Here is a 16,165-nt window from a genome sequence, read left to right as displayed (position 1 = left end):
AAACCATAAGCAAAGCGACAGCGCCGCTGTAATTCAAGCGACATCGACGTCCCGCCGATGTTGCCAAGGCAGCGAGGCGATTGGTTTGCCTGGGAAATTCAGCGTATCGCCGCTTCTTCGCACCCGCTCTGGAACAGAGCGGCGCTGAGGCAGGATCGCTTGAGGTTTTGGCCACGGTAGGACGACGCTTTTTCCGGTCGATCGCCATATTGGCGTCAACTTCTACCGACGCTTTCGACGAAGGCGAGCCGCAGCACAGAAGTTCGACGCCGATTCGCTGGACAGGCTGCGCCGAGCGTCCTGGGTGAAAAGACCTTCTAGAGCCGAAACAGCAAAGCAGCGGCCGCCAAGCGCCGCCTCAAAGCCTCAACCTTGCGACAGCTCATTGGTTGCAGCTTCACAAAGGCTATCGCGCACTTCGCCGTAGGTCGCGCCCCAGGCGTCGGTCATCTCGGCGCGCACATCCCACAAGGGCGGGAAGAACCGATGCCGAAGACCGGCCTGCAGCAACTCGATCGGCCGCCCCTTCAAGGATTTCGAACCGGCCCCGATCGAACGGAAGATCAGCATGATGTGGCGCGAGCGGAACAGTTGAAAGAGTTCGTCGAAGGCGATCATGGCCTCGGCCACCACATAGGCGTCGTCGTGCGCATAGCCGTGGTCGTAGATGTCGCGAACCGTGCGGCCGTTCTGCAGGTAGCGGGCTTCGAAACTGTCCCAGAGCTCAGCCGGCATGTGCAGCAGCACGCGGAAACCCGGCGATTCCTGGCCGCTGCCGTTGCCGAGTTGCAGGCGGATCTGCTGATATTCCTTGGGCGACATGGTCTCCAGGAGATCGAGCTGCTCGGTCATCATCTTCATCAGCCGATTGCAACGGCCGAACAGGGTGACCACCCGGTGCGCATTGCCGGCGCGCAGGTATTCGTCGATGTCCAGCAGGGTGAAGGCGATCAGCTTCATCCACAGCTCTTCGACCTGATGCACGATCTGAAACTGCAACTCGTCGGCGTTGCACAGCGCCTCGAAGGGCTTCTGGCAGCTCAGCAGTTTCGAGGTCGACAGGTAGCGCTCGTAGTCCAGGGTCTCGGGCGCCGAGAGCATGGCGTAATAGGCCGAACGATCCACCTGGTTTTCCTCCTGCAGGGCGAACACTGCACAAAAACGTAGCACGAGGCCCTGGGAACATTGTGCTGGATCAGACCTTGTCGACGGCTTATGAGAAACGATTGTCGCTTCATGAGCCAATTCTGGAAACGGAAGTGCTTTCCAAGACGGACATCGCCGTACTGACCGCGCTGGAAGCCGACGCCCGGCTCTCCTTCGCGCAACTGGGCCAGGCCGTGGGCCTTTCCAAATCGCCATGCTGGAAGCGGGTCCAAGCGCTGGAGCAGGCCGGCGCGATCAAGGGCTATCGCACCCTGCTCGACCCGGCCGTCCTGGGCCTGGAAGTCGCGGCCTTCGTCAGCGTCACCGTCGCCTTCGACCGCCATGCCGAGTTCGAGCAGGCGGTGGCTCGCCACCGCGCCATCCTGGCCTGCCACGCCACCATCGGCGAGGCCGACTACCTCCTGAAGGTCACCACTGCCTCCATGGCCGACCTGGACCACCTGCTGCGCCAGGAACTTTGGCGGCTGCCCGGCGTGCAGCGCTTCACCACCACCATGACCATGCGCACGGTCAAGGACGACGGGCTTTTGACCAGCGCCCTGCCGCGACCGTGAGGAGGCTTGGCGCGGCGCCGGGCGTAGCCTTTAATCGGCGCGCCGATCCGGAATCCAAAAGAGCATAGAGATGGCCGACGCCCCCTCCCACTGGCTGGTGAAGTCCGAACCCGAGACCTACGCCTTCGCCGACCTGCAGCGCGACGGGCGCACGGTCTGGGACGGGGTGCGCAACGCCCAGGCGGCTAATTTCCTGAAAGCCATGAAGGTCGGCGACCTGGCCCTGTTCTACCACTCCGGCGAAGAGCGGTCGGTGGTGGGCGTGGCCAAGGTCGAGCGCGAGGCCTATCCCGACCCGTCCGACGCCAGCGGCCGATTCGTCGCGGTCGAGGTCAGCTATGGCCGCCCCCTGAAGGCGCCCGTGACCCTGGCGGCGATGAAGGCGAGCCCAGCCCTTTCAGGGATGATCATGCTGCGCCAGTCCCGCCTGTCGGTGGCGCCGATCAGCAACGAAGAGTGGAAGACGATCCTGGCCCTGGCCGGCGAAGCCTGAGGCCCCATGATCCTTCGCCTGTCCCGCTTCATCCACCTCCTGCCCCTGGGCGACGAACGGGTCCTGGTGATCCACGCCGTCAGCCATCTGCGGCTGGTAGTGGACCAGGACCTGGCGGGGATGATCGCCTTCTTCGCCGAGCCGCGCGAGCTGCCGCCAGAGCAGGCGGGCGGCGGGGCCTTCGCCGCCCTGACCGAGCGCGGCATCCTCACCGACAAGACACCGGAAGAGGAACTGGCCACGGTCGCCGCCGAGCTCGGCGCCTATCACGGCCGCGATCCCGAGGCGATGCTGGAGCGCTTCCGCCGCGAGGCCAAGGAAGGGCCGGAGCCCTACTGGGCCGCCGGCGCGGCCCTGGGCGCGAATGACCTTGCGGGTGAAGGGCAGCGGCTGGACGTGCTGCTGTTCGGCGATTGCGACATCCACATGGAGTCCGATTTCCTGCGGCGCGAGGCGGCCGGGCGAGGCCTGGACCTGCGCATCGCCGCGACCTTTCCCGACGACCTGCGCCTGGCCGCCGAGCGCAAGCACGACGCCATCCTGGTCGGCGCCTTGCGCGCCCGGCATACCCTCACCGACCCGATCGCCGACGACCAGACCCCGCCCTTCTCCCTGTTCATCGCCCAGGCCCGGCTGATTATCGAGGGCCTGCGCCAGCACACCGCCGCGCCGATCCTGATCGACAACCTGCCCGAGCCCACGGTGCAGCCGCTGGGCCTGGCCGACCACGGACAGTACGGGCATCGAAATCGCTTTCGTCTGGCCAATGTGGCCCTGGCCAGCCTCGCCGAAGCCTATCCGGACGTGCATGTGGTCGATGTGGCCGGCCATCTGGCGGGCGCCGGGGCCGAACGCCTGCTGGACGACGCCCAGGTCGGCTACACCCATTTCGGATCGCCCGGCTGGATGTTGCAACGGCCGGACAGTGAAAAGGCGGCGACCCACCAGATCTTCCCCGATACAGCGCCCCTGGCCCAGCTGGTCGGCGGCGACCCTTACGTGCGTGAGCGGGTGATGGCGGCGGCTCATGTCGACGCCCTGGTCAGCGTGCTCGGCGTCTCGCGCATCAAGTGCGTGATCGTCGATCTGGACAATACCCTCTGGCCCGGGGTCCTGGCCGAGACCGGCGCGCCCTTCGCCTGGTCACCCGAAGTCAGCGGGCCGTTCTCCTACATCGGCCTCTTCTTCGGCCTGCACGAGGCGCTGAAGGATCTGAAACGGCGCGGCATCCTCCTGGCCTGCGTCAGCAAGAACGACGAGGCTACGGTGCGCGAGTTGTGGCGCTACGAGGACCACTATCCGGCCGAACGTCTCTTGACCCCCGACGACTTCGTCACCTGGCGGGTCAACTGGGAGGACAAGGCGAGCAACATCCGCTCCATCGCCGCCGAACTGGGATTCGCCGACAGCGCCTTCCTGTTCATCGACGACAACCCCGTCGAGCGCGAGCGCGTCCGCCAGCAACTGCCCGAGGTCGAGGTCTGGGGTGAGGAGCTGTTCAGCCTGCGGCGGCGCCTGCTGACCGACCCACGCCTGACGCCGCCGCGGATCACCGAGGAATCCGCCGCTCGCACGGAGGCCACCAAGGCCCAGCTCAGCCGCCAGCAGCACCGGACCGCCGTCGCCGACGAAGCCGCCTTCCTGGCCTCACTGGACATCAGGACGCGCGTCGCCCGCCTCGCCCCCGGCGACCCGCTGGAGCGGGTCGAAGAGCTGTTCCAGCGCACCACTCAGTTCAACACCACCGGGATCAAGCCCAAGGCGGGTGACCTCGCGACCCTCATCGCCGGCCCCGCCGGGCGCGTCTTCACCCTGCATGTCGCCGATCGCTTCGGCGACCATGGCCTGGTGGGCGCTGCGGTGGTCGCCGGCGGCGAGATTCTGGGCCTGGCCATGAGCTGCCGGGTGCTGGGCATGGGGGTCGAGCACACCTTCCTGCAGGCGGTGCTGTCCGACCTGGCCCAGGACCAGGCCGAGGCCAGCGGCCGGATCATCGAGACCCCGCGCAACGGCCCGGTGCGCAACATCTATCGCGACAACGGCTTTGCGCTGGGCGAAGATCAGGTGTGGCGGCGGCGTCTGGCCGGCTGATCCGGGCGGCCGGCCAGGGCGTAGAAGCGCCGGGGAGGCAAGAGACCATGGTCCAGATCATCGACCGGCGCGTCGGCGCCGAGATCGAGGGCGACTTTGTCCTTTTTCTGATCGGCATGCGCATCAACAAGCCGTGGAAGATCGGCTCGTGGCTGCCCGTGGCCCAGGCCATGCCGAAGATGCTGGCGGAGCTGGCGCGCCAGCCCGACCTTGGCCTGTTGCACGTGCGCAGCCATTTCGGCTTTCCCAACGTCATGGCTATTCAGTACTGGCGCAGCTTCGATCACCTGGAGGCCTATGCCCGCGCCCGGGACAAGGTCCATCTGCCGGCCTGGCAGGCTTTCAACAAGGCGGTCGGCTCCAATGGCGACGTCGGCATCTGGCATGAGACCTATCTGGTCTCGCCGGGCCGCTACGAGGCCATCTACAACAACATGCCCCGCTATGGCCTCGGCGCGGCGGGTGACATCGTGGACGCGGTCGGTTTCCGGCAAGAGGCGCGCCAGCGGGTCAAGGCGGCCATCAAGGCCTCGGCGGAGGTTTGACCGAGGTCAAGGCGACCCACCCCAGATCGGGTTGATGTCCGAGGCGCGGAAATTCCCGCACCCTGTGACGGATGCCGCCATGTCTGATGCGCCTCGCCCAGCCAACGGCAAGTCCGGCGATCAGGGCAAGCACCACCTGACGATCGGCTACGTGATCGCCTCCGTCTTGATGCTGGTGGCGTTGCAGTGGCTGGTGGTCAGCCTGTCCGAGGTGCAGACCATCCCCTACAGCCAGTTCCAGGCCCAGGCGGCCAAGGGGCAGATCAAGGAGGTCACGGTCGGGGTCAGCACCATCGAAGGCCTCTACAAGGACGGCAAGACCGGCTTCCTCACCCACCGTGTCGAGCCCGCCCTGGCGGACTCCCTGTCCGCCAAGGGCATCGAGGTCAAGGGCCAACCCTCGGGCGGCTTCCTCGCGAGCATCCTTTCCTGGCTGGCGCCGATCTTCATCTTCTACCTGTTCTGGGCCTTCATGATGCGGCGCGGCGGCGGCGGGCTCGGCGGCCTTGGCGGCCTGGCCAATGTCGGCAAGTCCGGGGCCCGGGTCTATGTCGAGACCGACATCAAGGTCACCTTCGCCGACGTGGCCGGGGTCGACGAGGCCAAGTTCGAGCTGGAGGAGGTGGTCGCCTTCCTGAAGGACCAGTCCACCTACGGCCGCCTTGGCGCCCGCGCGCCCAAGGGCATCCTGCTGGTCGGGCCGCCGGGGACAGGCAAGACCCTCTTGGCCCGCGCGGTGGCGGGCCAAGCCGGCGTGCCGTTCTTCTCCATCTCCGGCTCGGAATTCGTCGAGATGTTCGTCGGCGTCGGCGCCGCGCGGGTGCGCGATCTGTTCGACCAGGCGCGCAAGGCGGCGCCCTGCATCATCTTCATCGACGAATTGGACGCCCTGGGCCGCAGCCGCTCCGGCGCCCTCGTGGGCGGCATGGACGAGAAGGAGCAAACCCTGAACCAGCTCCTGGCCGAACTCGACGGCTTCGACTCCAGCGCCGGGGTGATCCTTTTGGCCGCGACCAACCGGCCGGAGATCCTGGATCAGGCCCTGCTGCGCGCCGGCCGCTTCGACCGACAGGTGCTGGTCGACCGGCCCGACCACGGCGGCCGGCTCGCGATCCTCAGGGTGCACGTGAAGAAAATCGTCCTGGCCGCCGAGGTCGACCTGGATCAGGTCGCCAGCCTGACCACCGGCTTCACCGGCGCCGATCTCGCCAACCTGGTCAACGAGGCGGCGATCGTCGCCACCCGCCGCCGATCGGACAGCGTCACTCTCGACGATTTCACCCAGGCCATCGAGCGGATCGTCGCCGGCCTGGAGAAAAAGAGCCGCGTGCTCAGCAAGGCCGAGCGGCGGCGCGTCGCCTATCACGAGATGGGCCACGCCCTGGTGGCGTCGACCCTGCCGGGCGTGGACCCGGTGCAGAAGGTCTCGATCATCCCCCGCGGCGTCGGCGCCCTGGGCTACACCATGCAGCGCCCGACCGAGGACCGGTTCCTACTGGCCCGCTCGGACCTGGAAAACCGCATCGCCGTCCTGTTGGGTGGCCGCGCCGCCGAGTCGATGATCTTCGACGGCGACATCTCCACCGGCGGCGCCGACGACCTGCAGCGGGCGACTGAGATCGCTCTGGAGATGGTCACGCGCTTCGGCATGGACGAGGTGGTCGGCCAGCGGGTCTACGCCCCGCCGCGCCAGGCCTTCCTGGCCGCGCCGGAGGACCACTACGAGATGGCCGCCGAGGCCACGGCGCGGGAGATCGACCTGGCGGTCAAGGCCCTGGTCGCCGCCGGCGAGGCTGCAGCCCTGGACATCCTCGGGCGACGGCGCGCGGACCTGGAGGCCGGCGCGCAGTTGCTGCTGACCCGCGAGACCCTGACGGCGGACGAGTTCTCCCCGCTCCTTCCCGCGCGCGAGCCGGAGCCCGCGGCGGCGGAATAGCCCCTACCCCACCGCCGCCTGGCGCTCGCTCTGACGCGCGGCCTTCAGCTTCTCCGACACCAGGAAGGCCAGCTCCAGCGCCTGTTCGGCGTTCAGACGCGGGTCGCAATGGGTGTGGTAGCGGTCGGCCAGGTCACCTTCCGACAGGGCCCGGGCGCCGCCCAGGCATTCGGTGACGTTCTGCCCGGTCATCTCCAGGTGCACGCCGCCCGGATGCACGCCCTCGGCCTGGGCGATCTCGATAAAGCTCTTCACCTCGCCGAGGATGCGGTCGAACGGCCGGGTCTTGTAGCCGTTGGCGGCGGTGAGCGTGTTGCCGTGCATCGGGTCGATGGCCCAGACCACCTGGCGGCCGGCCCGGCGGGTGGCCTCCATCAGCTTGGGCAGGCGCGCTGCGATCTTGTCCGAGCCGAACCGGCCATAGAGGGTCAGCCGGCCCGCCTCGTCGCCCGGATTGAGGGCGTCGATCAGGCGAAGGAGATCGTCCGGCTCCAGGGTCGGGCCGACCTTCAGGCCGATCGGGTTCTTGATCCCGCGCATGTATTCGATGTGCGCCCCGTCCAGCTGGCGGGTGCGCTCGCCGATCCACAGCAGGTGCGCCGAGGTGTCGTACCAGTCGCCCGAGGTGGAATCGACCCGGGTCATGGCTTCCTCGAAGCCCAGCAAGAGGGCCTCGTGGCTGGTGAAGAACTCCACCCGGTGCAGTTCGGAATGGGTGTCGGCAGTGACCCCGATCGCCGACATGAAATCCAGCGATTCCGAGATCTTGTCGGCCAACTCACGGTATCGGCCTCCGTTCGGACTGCCCTCGACGAAGCCCAGGGTCCAACGGTGTATGTTGTGCAGGTCAGCATAGCCGCCGCCCGCAAACGCGCGCAGCAGGTTCAGCGTGGCCGATGACTGGTGATAGGCCTTCAGCAGGCGTTCCGGATCGGGCGCACGCTCCTCGGCTGTGAAGCCCATGCCGTTGATGTTGTCGCCGCGATAGGACGGCAGGGTCACGTCCCCCTGCGTCTCGACCGGCGAGGAACGCGGCTTGGCGAACTGGCCAGCCATGCGCCCGACCTTCACCACTGGCTTGCCGCCGGCGAAGGTCAGCACCACCGCCATCTGCAGGATCAGGCGGAAGGTGTCGCGGATGTTGTCCGCGGTAAACTCCTTGAAGCTCTCGGCGCAGTCGCCGCCCTGCAACAAGAAGGCGCGGCCAGCCGAGACATCGCCAAGCAAGCCCTTCAGGCGACGGGCCTCACCGGCGAACACCAGCGGCGGCAGAGCCCGCAGCTCGCCCTCGACACGCGCCACCGCGCCGGCGTCCGGATAGTCGGCCGGAATATGCTGGGCGGGCTTCGATCTCCAGGTGTTCGGGGTCCAACGGTGGGTCATGGCTTCCTCGGAAAGAGGGCGGGCGTTTACCGCAGATGGGGGGCCAAGGCAAAGCGCGATAGGGCGCAGGCTGGGCGTACCCAAACACCGCTCATCCCCGCGAAGGCGGGGATCCAGGTGAAATCAGCCAGCCCTGTGGATGAATCTGGATTCCCGCCTTCGCGGGAATGAGCGCTGCAGGAAAAACCTTCCCTAGTGCGCCCCTGCCGGTCCTACCGGATAAACCCTGGGATCATCTGCCAGAAATTTGATGCCATAGAGGTCGACCTCGCTTTGACCCGGCAAGAGAATGGGGCGGGGCAAATGACCCAAGAGCAATCCCGTCATCGCCTCGGCGAAATTCTCCCCCGCCAGCCAGCAGGCATCGTGCATTAGGCTGACGCCGAAGAGGCGCCCAACGCAGTCCATGTAGAGCTCACCATGCCGGCTCCCAATCCACGCGATCCCGACAAGTGGCGAGCCCGCCAAACTTTCGAGAATCGCAACCTCTGGAATTTCGGGAAGCAGGTGCAGGAACTCGACATCCGAGGCCCCACACTCCTCGCCTCGCTCCCCGGCGCCGACCCGCAATCCCCCGAACCCCTCGAGAACAGCCCAAGCGGGATGTTCCAAAGGAACTGATGGATCGACTTGAACACGACGATTGCGACGCCAACCTGCCCGCTGAAAGATGGCCACGACCTTCGCCTGTGGTTCGATGTCGGGTCCGGGTGCGGAAAACCTTCGCATGTCCCCTACTGCGCCGCCGCCAGCTCCATCGGCACGTACTTCTCGCGCAATGTCACCAGCTCCTCCGCCGCAGACGGATGCAACGCGCAGGTCGCGTCCCACTGGGCCTTGGTCAGGCCGGCCTTCACCGCAATGGCGGCCAGCTGGATCATCTCGGCGCTGTCCGGCCCGACGATGTGGCAGCCCACCACCTTGCCGTTCTCGCGGCAGACGATCAGCTTCATCAGGAACCGGTCGCGCCCGCCATAGAAGGTCGTTTTCATCGGTCTAAAGCGGGTCAGGTAGACGTCCACCGGCCCCAGCTTGTGCCGCGCCTGCGCCTCGGTCAGGCCCACCGTCCCTACCGGCGGCTGGGAGAACACCGCCGTCGGCACGTCGGCGTGGTCGAAGCTCATGGGACGGCCATAGAACTCGGTCTCGGCGAAGGCCTGGGCCTCGCGGATCGCCACCGGGGTCAGGGCCATGCGGTCGGTGACGTCGCCCACCGCCCAGATGTGCTCAACATTGGTGCGCGAGAACGCGTCCACCGCCACCGCGCCCTTGTCGTTCAGCTTCACGCCCGCGGCCTCCAGGCCCAGGCCCTTCACATGCGGCGCGCGGCCGGTGGCGAACATCACCACCTCGGACTCCAGGGTGTGGCCTTCGCCCACATGGCTGACCAGCACGCCGTCCTCACGCTTTTCGATGCTCTCATGCTGGCACGAGACCATCACCTTCAGTCCGCGGCTCTTCAGCTCGTCGGCCAGGTGCGCGCGCACGTCCTCGTCGAAGCCGCGCAGGATGTTGGGCCCGCGATAGATCAGGGTCACGTCGACGCCCAGGCCATGGAAGATGCAGGCGAACTCGACCGCAATATAGCCGCCGCCGACGATCACCATCCGCTTGGGCAATTCGGGCAGGTGGAAGGCTTCTTCCGAGGTGATCACGTGCTCGATGCCGGGCACGTCGGTCGGCAGGGTCGGCCGGCCGCCGGTGGCGATCAGCACCTTGGCTGCGGTGATGGTCCGCTTGCCGCCCGACTTTTCCTTCAGCTCCAGGGTATGGTCATCCACGAACCGTGCGGTCCCGAGCAAGAGGTCGACGCCGGCCTTCTCCAGGTTCGAGGTATAGATGCCCGACAGCCGGCTGATCTCGGCGTCCTTGGCCATCAGGAACCGGCGCCAGTCGAATTTGGCGCCCTCGATCTCCCAGCCGAAGCCGCGCGCCTCCTCAAAGGCGTGGGTGAACTCGCTGGCGTAGACCATGAACTTCTTCGGCACGCAGCCGCGGATCACGCAGGTGCCGCCGACCCGGTATTCCTCGGCCACCGCCACCCTGGCCCCGCTCATGGCCGCCAGCCTGGCCGCCCGCACCCCGCCCGAACCGGCGCCGATGACGAAGAGATCGTAGTCGTAGCCCGCCATGGCGGCTCCTCAATAGCTGAACCGAACCGAGATCGGCGGGCCGCACTCGAACCCGCTCATCCCGGCGAATGCCGGGACCCAAATCATATGGCGCCGGACCCAGGAATTTTCAGGCGCCAATACCCTCTGGCTGAGCCTTACGATCTGGGTCCCGGCATTCGCCGGGATGAGCGGATATAAAAATCCATCCGCACCAATCCACAAATCCCAACCCGCTTTACGGAACCAGGCGCTCCACGCCCGTCTCCCGGCCGATCAGCGCCTCGTCGGCGAGATCCAGGAACAGCCCGTGGTCGACCACGCCGGTGACGCCCTTCAGCGCTTCGGCGAGGCGGGCGGGATCGGGGATCGCGCCGCAGGCCGCGTCATAGATAAGGTTGCCGCCGTCCGTCGCCACCGGCGCGCCGTCTTTCAGGCGCAGGCGCGGGCGAACGCCGATGTCGCAGTCCGCCAGGGCGTCGCTGATCCGCAGCGCCGTGGTCTTGTGCGCAAAGGCCACCACCTCGATCGGCAGGGCGAAGGCGCCCAGGGTCCGGACCACCTTGCCCGCATCGGCGATGCAGACGCAGCGCCTGGACGCCTCCCAGACCAGCTTTTCGCGCAGCAACGCCGCCCCGCCGCCCTTGATCAGCGACAGGCCCGGCCCGATCTCGTCGGCGCCGTCCACGGTGAGGTCGATAGACGACACCTCGTCCAGGCTGGTCAGGCGCATCCCCAGGCTCGCCGCCAGCTCGGCCGTGGCGACCGAGGTCGGCACCCCGCGGATATCCAGCTTGCGCGCCGCCAGCGCCTTGACGAACCAGGCCGCGGTCGAGCCGGTGCCCAGCCCCACGACCATGCCGTCTTCCACCAGGGCCGCCGCAGCCTCGCCCGTGGCCCGCTTCTGTTCGTCTGCCGTCATAGGGGTGACATAGGCGAAGGCTGGGTTTGTGGGAATAGGTCCCAAGCACACCCACATCCCCCAACCCCGTCATCCCGGCCGGAGGCCCGCGCAGCGGGCTGGAGAGCCGGGACCCAGCACCCCCGCCCCAGACGCGCTACTATGCAGCGTCGAGGCCAGTGCGGCTGGGTCCCGGCTCTGCGCTACGCTCCGGCCGGGATGACGAAGTTTTGGGTAGGGAGTGGAAAATCAAGGCGCCCCAGCCAGCGGCGGCGGCCGAAACCACCGCAAATAGGCCCCATCCGGCGCCAAGAACGGCGAGGTCTCGTCGCCGCCGGCCATCTCCTGAACCGCCCAGGCCTCCCGGGCCAGATGCACCCAGTTCACCGGGATATCCAGGTCCCGGCAGATCATCTCGATCACCACGCCGATCGGCTTGGAGAGCACATCGCCATAGATGTCCTCATCACTCAGCCGCTCCCAGACCCGGCCGCAGAGGCGCTCGGCCTTCCAGGCTGTGGCCTCGTCGTCCGCCACCACCCGGTTCACGATCCGCGCGATCCGACGCCGACGCTGGTCAAGCGGGTCTTCCTGCGGCGCCGCCTCCGTGACGCGAACGCACCCAGCCTCCAGCGCCGCCAGGTCCTTGACTGCCTTGGTCTGCAAGGCGAGCGTCAGCCGCACCGCCCGGGTGACCTTCTGGAACGCCCGGTCCAGCCCCTCGACATCCGCGCCGCCAGCCGCCTCCTCGACGGTCCTCTGCGCCAGGGCCTCGGCCATCCTTGTCCCGGCTTCCGCCAGCCGATCCAGAAACGCCACCTGCCGCTCCGCCACCCCACGCGCCAACGCCGCCGCGGACACGGGGTCCGCCGCGGGGGCGTCGTCGAAGTCGGAGGGCTCGGGCTGATGCATGATGTGACAAATAGGAACATTTTTCAGCAAGCTTGTCAAGCCAGCCCATCTCCCATTGGCTAGTCCGTGATCGTGCCGGGAGGCCGATGCCGCTGCTGCGCGCGCAGATAAGCATAGGCCAGCAGCACCGCGTTGCCGAAGAAGATGACGGCGGCGAACGATGGCCCCGCGCTTTCAGGAAGGCCCGTGGCCCAGGGAAAGACAGCCAGCCGCGCCGTCTCGCCGAACAGGCCTGGCAAGGCCATGATCACCGCGATCTCCACCGATTGCGACACGTCCGCCTTCCGCCAGGCCATGGTCGCGCGCAGGGCCAGGCAGACCAGCGCGGCGATGACCAGCGCCACCGCCGCCGTCACCGCCGGCCCATGGGTGAACAGCATCCGCCCGCCCAGCCGAAAGGTCACGGCGCCGTTCAGCCAGACCGAAAAGCCCACACCGGCGTAGATCAGCGCCTCGCGCCTGGTCATTGGCGCGTCGCGGTGAACGCGCCGTCATGGCCCTGGACGTGGATAACGCCGCTCATATCCTGGCCCCGCCGCGTCCCATCGAAGGTCACGTCGAACTTGGACAGCAGGAAGCTTGAGACATAGGTCCAGCTGACCGTGTCGCCGTCGATCCGCCCGCGCGTGATCTTGTGCGCGCGACCGCCCTTGATCGTCGGATCGCTGGTCGAAGCGTCCACACACACCCCGCCGAGCCGCGTTCCGGCCGGCCTGAAGTCGCAGTTCAGCGTGAATGCAAAGCTCGCCACCTTGCCCGCCACCCGCCACGATTGCGCCGGCTCCACCGCCCAGGACGGTCCCACAGCGCCCAACGCCGCGAGGGCCAGGCCATACAGAGCCGATTTCATCCGTCTACGCCTTCGCCAGCAACAGCCCCCTATGCATACGCCCAAGGCCGCCGGCCGGACCAACCTGCGCGCAAAATCCGCTTGGCGGTCTGCTCATCCCCGGCCCGACCGGACGGCGCCACGGCCGCGCCAGGGAACTTGACGGAATTCCGTCGCTCGGCCAGCACCCCGGAAAGCAGCACCTATGAGCGGCAGAGTTGGGTGGCAATCTGCCATTCCCAAGCATAAGCTCAATGGCTATTGGCGATATGGAGATCGCGCAGACATGACGTTCGTCTACTATCTGATCGTCGCCGCAGTGCCTGCTGCGGCGGTTACTTTCGCACTTGTTACGGGCAAAATTCTGAATTTCAATAGTGGTCTCAGCTCAACGCGATTTATCAAGCGTGAAGATCAGCCATTTTCATATTGGTGGCGCGTCGGTTTTCTAACTTTAGTCGCTGGCGGGGCACTTACGTTCGGCGTGATGCACGCGTTACAATATTCCTGAAAATGGGTTCGGCGGCTCTGCATCTGTCGCGCGAAAGTGCAAAGTCGGCTTCAAGGTCACAGCAAACGTAAGCGCGATGTCCGAGTTGGGTCGTTCTGTTCCCTTCGCTCGGGTGCCACAAGCTGCCGTTCGCGCCGGTGCGAGCCCGACGGCCAGAAAGCGGACTCTCCGAACGAGTCGGATGGGTGGTTTGCGGATATACCTTCAGTCAGAGCAGCCACCGGCATTGGTCACTCTTCCGCCGTCGATGACAATGTAACAGCCGAACGTACTTCTCTCTGCCTGACAGCGGCCTTCTGCTGGATCGCCCGGCGCCAACTTTGGGTCTGACGGCTGGCCAAGCTGAATTATGCACTGACCTTCGCAATCAGTTTTGCTTGAGCAAACCCTCCCTGCGTCGGCATAGCGAAACTGGCAGAATGGCTCGCCAAAACCTCCGCGACTTTCATATCCTCCTTGCGCCGCACAAAGCTTCGCTTGCTCTCGCGTCAATTTTGGGAGGCTGCGGTGAGCGCAGCTTCCGATGCCCAAGCAAACGAATAGAAATAACGCCGCCGTTGGTGCGTAGAGCGATGGACGTGAAAATCGCGTCATCTGACCAGCATTTCACGGACCTCAAATGCCCGCTAGGGGTCGTTCTTTCGCCTCAGCGCCTGAGCCCTAAGCGGACGTCTCAGCCGCCCCTACCGCACCCCGATCTCCTCAAACGACCCCACCCCAGCGGCGCCGCCGCTGCGATCCACCAGCACCGTCCGCATCCCCGCCGCCGCCGCCGCGTCCAGCTCGGCCTGAACGTCCGACAGGAACAGCACCGCCCCAGCCTCCTCGCCAATCGCCGCCGCGATCCGCACGTAGGACCCCGCCTCGCGCTTGCCGCCGCTCGTGGTGTCGAAATAGCCCTCGAACAGCGGCGTCAGGTCGCCCTGGTCGCTATGGCCGAACAGCAGCTCCTGGGCCTCCACCGAGCCCGAGGAATAGACGAACAGCCTCAGCCCCGCCGCCTTCCACGCCCGCAAGGCCTCGGCCGCGTCGGGATAGACGTGGCCCTGATAGGCGCCGGTCGCATAGCCCTCGGCCCAGATCCAGCCCTGCAGGGTCTTCAGCGGCGTGGCCTTCCGGTCCTCGTCGATCCAGCGCAGCAGGGTCGCCACCGGATCGCCCGGCTCCATGGCCGCAACCTCCGCCAGCAGCCCCGCGACGCGCTCCGGGTGCGCCGCCACGAAAGCCGGCAGGTGCGCCCGCGCATAGGGAAACAGGGTCTCGGCGACGAAGGCGATGCTGCTGGTCGTGCCCTCGATGTCGGTCAGGATCGCCCGGATCGGGGTGGTCATGCCGTCATGTGGTCGAGTTTTTGCGGTTCCAGCCGCGGATAGGCGTCGGCGATCGGATCGTCGGTATATTGCGCCACCCAGCCCTCGGGGTTGGTGAACAGGCGGATGGCGGTGAAGCGCGGCGCCGGCCCCATGTCGAACCAGTGACGAATGCCCGCCGGCACGCTGATCAAATCGCCTGCCTCGCACAGCACCATGTGCACCTTGCCCGCCTCGCGCAGGCAAAACAGGCCCTCGCCCTCGACGAAAAAGCGCACCTCGTCCTCGGCGTGGCGATGCTCGGACAGGAACTTGCGCCGCAGCATCTCCTTCTGCGGATTGTCCGGGGCCATGCGCACCACGTCGACGGCCTGATAGCCACCCTCGGCCTTCAGCCGGTCGATGGCCCCGGCATACGCGGCCATCACCGCCGCGTCGTCGGCGTCGGCGGCCAGCACGGCCTCGGCCGGCCAGCGTTCGAACTGCACGTCGATCTTGGCCAGGGTCTTGGCGATCTCGGCGGCGTCGCAGGTGTCGAGGATCGGCGCGTCGGCGCTGGTGTCGGGATAGACGGTCAGGCGGCTCATGATTGTGCTCCTGCGCGATAAAGGCGTTCGGTCAGGTCGGCGGCGAACAGCCATTCCAGGGCCTCGACCACCTTCTCGGCCTCGGCCACGTCCTTGCCCCAGGCATAGAGGCCGTGGCCCCGGATCAGATAGGCCGGCGGGGCGGGCTTGGCCAGCAGGGCCGGCGCGATCGCCTCGGCCAGGCGGGCCATGTCCTGGTCGTTGTCCACGATCGGGAGGGTGACCCGCGCCTCATGGGACGTCTGCCCCGGCAGGGCCTTGACCAGCTCATGCCCCTCGATGACCCAGGCGGAAGCCTGCGGAAACGCTCGGCTCAGCGCCACGCCGCCCGGCGAGTGGGTGTGCAGCACAGCCCCGATCTCGGGAAACAGGCGATAGAGCTGCACATGCAGCCCGGTCTCGGCCGAGGGCTTGCCGCCATCCAGCGAGCGCCCTTCGGCGTCGGCATGCATGATGTCGGCGGGCGTCAGGCGGCCCTTGTGCTTGCCCGACGAGGTGATGGCCATGGTCCCGTCGCCCAGCCGCGCGGAAAAGTTGCCGCTGGTGGCCGGCACCCAGCCCTTGGCGTCGAAGGTCGCACCGACCGCGACCAGTTCGCCCCTCGCCTCGTCCAGATGCATGAAACCTCGCTCAGGGTGCAAATCAGGCGTCCAGGTTACGCCGGCCGGCCGCATCCGGCCAAGCCCGCCGAGGGTGCGGCGATACCTCATCTCGACTGACGCCGCTTGTAGTTTAAATCGTAGCCGGACGATCCACAGATCATGGACACTACGCCTGCGGCTACGATATGAGCCGCGCCTACATAACGGTGATCCATCAGCAAGCGGATCATCGC

The 16,165-nt window shown here is 66.8% G+C and carries 17 protein-coding genes; 6 read left to right on the top strand and 11 right to left on the bottom strand.

Features of this window, described 5'->3' with window-relative positions; genetic code table 11:
• Window positions 1-366: 366 nt before the first annotated feature.
• The gene (locus KCG34_RS00320; protein WP_211938427.1) at window positions 367-1,125 is read right to left on the bottom strand and encodes a tryptophan 2,3-dioxygenase family protein; all 759 of its coding nucleotides are present in this window, start codon (window positions 1,123-1,125) and stop codon (window positions 367-369) included.
• A gap of 134 nt (window positions 1,126-1,259) precedes the next feature.
• Here KCG34_RS00320 and KCG34_RS00315 point away from each other — a divergent pair, with 134 nt between their 5' ends.
• The 5 genes from KCG34_RS00315 to ftsH all read left to right on the top strand — a co-directional run bounded on the left by KCG34_RS00315 (window position 1,260) and on the right by ftsH (window position 6,786).
• The gene (locus tag KCG34_RS00315; RefSeq protein WP_211938426.1) at window positions 1,260-1,721 is read left to right on the top strand and encodes an Lrp/AsnC family transcriptional regulator; all 462 of its coding nucleotides are present in this window, start codon (window positions 1,260-1,262) and stop codon (window positions 1,719-1,721) included.
• A 70-nt stretch (window positions 1,722-1,791) separates the two neighbouring features.
• Window positions 1,792-2,214, top strand: coding sequence for an EVE domain-containing protein (locus KCG34_RS00310; RefSeq protein ID WP_211938425.1), 423 nt, complete (start codon window positions 1,792-1,794; stop codon window positions 2,212-2,214).
• Window positions 2,215-2,220: 6 nt separating this feature from the next.
• The gene (locus KCG34_RS00305) at window positions 2,221-4,305 is read left to right on the top strand and encodes an HAD-IIIC family phosphatase (protein WP_211938424.1); all 2,085 of its coding nucleotides are present in this window, start codon (window positions 2,221-2,223) and stop codon (window positions 4,303-4,305) included.
• Between the two features lie 47 nt (window positions 4,306-4,352).
• Window positions 4,353-4,850, top strand: a complete 498-nt coding sequence (locus tag KCG34_RS00300; RefSeq protein ID WP_211938423.1) for a DUF4188 domain-containing protein — start codon at window positions 4,353-4,355, stop codon at window positions 4,848-4,850.
• A 79-nt stretch (window positions 4,851-4,929) separates the two neighbouring features.
• Window positions 4,930-6,786 carry an ATP-dependent zinc metalloprotease FtsH gene (ftsH, locus tag KCG34_RS00295; protein WP_211938422.1) on the top strand — a complete coding sequence of 619 codons (1,857 nt, stop codon included), beginning with the start codon at window positions 4,930-4,932 and terminating at the stop codon, window positions 6,784-6,786.
• 3 nt (window positions 6,787-6,789) lie between these two features.
• On the opposite strand, the gene KCG34_RS00290 is transcribed toward ftsH, so the two are convergent.
• The 7 genes from KCG34_RS00290 to KCG34_RS00260 all read right to left on the bottom strand — a co-directional run bounded on the left by KCG34_RS00290 (window position 6,790) and on the right by KCG34_RS00260 (window position 12,943).
• The gene (locus KCG34_RS00290) at window positions 6,790-8,169 is read right to left on the bottom strand and encodes a class II 3-deoxy-7-phosphoheptulonate synthase (RefSeq protein WP_211938421.1); all 1,380 of its coding nucleotides are present in this window, start codon (window positions 8,167-8,169) and stop codon (window positions 6,790-6,792) included.
• A gap of 192 nt (window positions 8,170-8,361) precedes the next feature.
• Entirely contained in the window at window positions 8,362-8,847 is a 486-nt protein-coding gene (locus KCG34_RS00285) for an SUKH-3 domain-containing protein (protein ID WP_211938420.1), read from the bottom strand.
• A 56-nt stretch (window positions 8,848-8,903) separates the two neighbouring features.
• The gene (gene gor / locus KCG34_RS00280) at window positions 8,904-10,301 is read right to left on the bottom strand and encodes a glutathione-disulfide reductase (protein WP_211938419.1); all 1,398 of its coding nucleotides are present in this window, start codon (window positions 10,299-10,301) and stop codon (window positions 8,904-8,906) included.
• A 217-nt stretch (window positions 10,302-10,518) separates the two neighbouring features.
• Window positions 10,519-11,202 carry a ribose-5-phosphate isomerase RpiA gene (rpiA, locus tag KCG34_RS00275; protein ID WP_211938418.1) on the bottom strand — a complete coding sequence of 228 codons (684 nt, stop codon included), beginning with the start codon at window positions 11,200-11,202 and terminating at the stop codon, window positions 10,519-10,521.
• A gap of 228 nt (window positions 11,203-11,430) precedes the next feature.
• The gene (locus tag KCG34_RS00270; protein WP_211938417.1) at window positions 11,431-12,093 is read right to left on the bottom strand and encodes a hypothetical protein; all 663 of its coding nucleotides are present in this window, start codon (window positions 12,091-12,093) and stop codon (window positions 11,431-11,433) included.
• 59 nt (window positions 12,094-12,152) lie between these two features.
• On the bottom strand, window positions 12,153-12,560 hold the full coding sequence (locus tag KCG34_RS00265; RefSeq protein ID WP_211938416.1) for a DUF5367 family protein: 408 nt from the start codon (window positions 12,558-12,560) through the stop codon (window positions 12,153-12,155).
• A complete protein-coding gene (locus KCG34_RS00260) occupies window positions 12,557-12,943 on the bottom strand; it encodes a hypothetical protein (RefSeq protein ID WP_211938415.1) in 387 nt (128 codons plus the stop codon). The genes KCG34_RS00265 and KCG34_RS00260 overlap by 4 nt, the downstream gene beginning before the upstream one ends.
• Before the next feature lie 265 nt (window positions 12,944-13,208).
• On the opposite strand from KCG34_RS00260, the gene KCG34_RS00255 reads away from it, so the two are divergent.
• Window positions 13,209-13,433, top strand: coding sequence for a hypothetical protein (locus KCG34_RS00255; RefSeq protein WP_211938414.1), 225 nt, complete (start codon window positions 13,209-13,211; stop codon window positions 13,431-13,433).
• A 683-nt stretch (window positions 13,434-14,116) separates the two neighbouring features.
• On the opposite strand, the gene mtnC is transcribed toward KCG34_RS00255, so the two are convergent.
• From mtnC to KCG34_RS00240, 3 genes are read right to left on the bottom strand one after another with little or no spacing between them, the layout of a single operon-like run.
• Window positions 14,117-14,764 carry an acireductone synthase gene (mtnC, locus tag KCG34_RS00250; RefSeq protein WP_211938413.1) on the bottom strand — a complete coding sequence of 216 codons (648 nt, stop codon included), beginning with the start codon at window positions 14,762-14,764 and terminating at the stop codon, window positions 14,117-14,119.
• Window positions 14,761-15,330 carry a 1,2-dihydroxy-3-keto-5-methylthiopentene dioxygenase gene (locus tag KCG34_RS00245; RefSeq protein WP_211938412.1) on the bottom strand — a complete coding sequence of 190 codons (570 nt, stop codon included), beginning with the start codon at window positions 15,328-15,330 and terminating at the stop codon, window positions 14,761-14,763. Before KCG34_RS00245 ends, mtnC begins: the two co-directional genes overlap by 4 nt.
• The gene (locus KCG34_RS00240) at window positions 15,327-15,950 is read right to left on the bottom strand and encodes a methylthioribulose 1-phosphate dehydratase (RefSeq protein WP_211938411.1); all 624 of its coding nucleotides are present in this window, start codon (window positions 15,948-15,950) and stop codon (window positions 15,327-15,329) included. The genes KCG34_RS00245 and KCG34_RS00240 overlap by 4 nt, the downstream gene beginning before the upstream one ends.
• Window positions 15,951-16,165 lie beyond the last annotated feature (215 nt).

The sequence above is a fragment of the Phenylobacterium montanum genome (assembly GCF_018135625.1).
GTDB classification, from domain to species: domain Bacteria; phylum Pseudomonadota; class Alphaproteobacteria; order Caulobacterales; family Caulobacteraceae; genus Poindextera; species Poindextera montana.
This window is presented reverse-complemented; position numbering and strand designations above follow the sequence as displayed.

Coding starts and splice junctions, on each gene's coding strand:
- KCG34_RS00310 (WP_211938425.1), top strand. CDS start 1,792: ATGGCCGACGCCCCCTCCCACTGGCTGGTGAAGTCCGAACCCGAGACC.
- KCG34_RS00305 (WP_211938424.1), top strand. CDS start 2,221: ATGATCCTTCGCCTGTCCCGCTTCATCCACCTCCTGCCCCTGGGCGAC.
- KCG34_RS00300 (WP_211938423.1), top strand. CDS start 4,353: ATGGTCCAGATCATCGACCGGCGCGTCGGCGCCGAGATCGAGGGCGAC.
- ftsH (WP_211938422.1), top strand. CDS start 4,930: ATGTCTGATGCGCCTCGCCCAGCCAACGGCAAGTCCGGCGATCAGGGC.
- KCG34_RS00290 (WP_211938421.1), bottom strand. CDS start 8,169: ATGACCCACCGTTGGACCCCGAACACCTGGAGATCGAAGCCCGCCCAG.
- gor (WP_211938419.1), bottom strand. CDS start 10,301: ATGGCGGGCTACGACTACGATCTCTTCGTCATCGGCGCCGGTTCGGGC.
- rpiA (WP_211938418.1), bottom strand. CDS start 11,202: ATGACGGCAGACGAACAGAAGCGGGCCACGGGCGAGGCTGCGGCGGCC.
- KCG34_RS00270 (WP_211938417.1), bottom strand. CDS start 12,093: ATGCATCAGCCCGAGCCCTCCGACTTCGACGACGCCCCCGCGGCGGAC.
- KCG34_RS00265 (WP_211938416.1), bottom strand. CDS start 12,560: ATGACCAGGCGCGAGGCGCTGATCTACGCCGGTGTGGGCTTTTCGGTC.
- KCG34_RS00260 (WP_211938415.1), bottom strand. CDS start 12,943: ATGAAATCGGCTCTGTATGGCCTGGCCCTCGCGGCGTTGGGCGCTGTG.
- KCG34_RS00255 (WP_211938414.1), top strand. CDS start 13,209: ATGACGTTCGTCTACTATCTGATCGTCGCCGCAGTGCCTGCTGCGGCG.
- mtnC (WP_211938413.1), bottom strand. CDS start 14,764: ATGACCACCCCGATCCGGGCGATCCTGACCGACATCGAGGGCACGACC.
- KCG34_RS00245 (WP_211938412.1), bottom strand. CDS start 15,330: ATGAGCCGCCTGACCGTCTATCCCGACACCAGCGCCGACGCGCCGATC.
- KCG34_RS00240 (WP_211938411.1), bottom strand. CDS start 15,950: ATGCATCTGGACGAGGCGAGGGGCGAACTGGTCGCGGTCGGTGCGACC.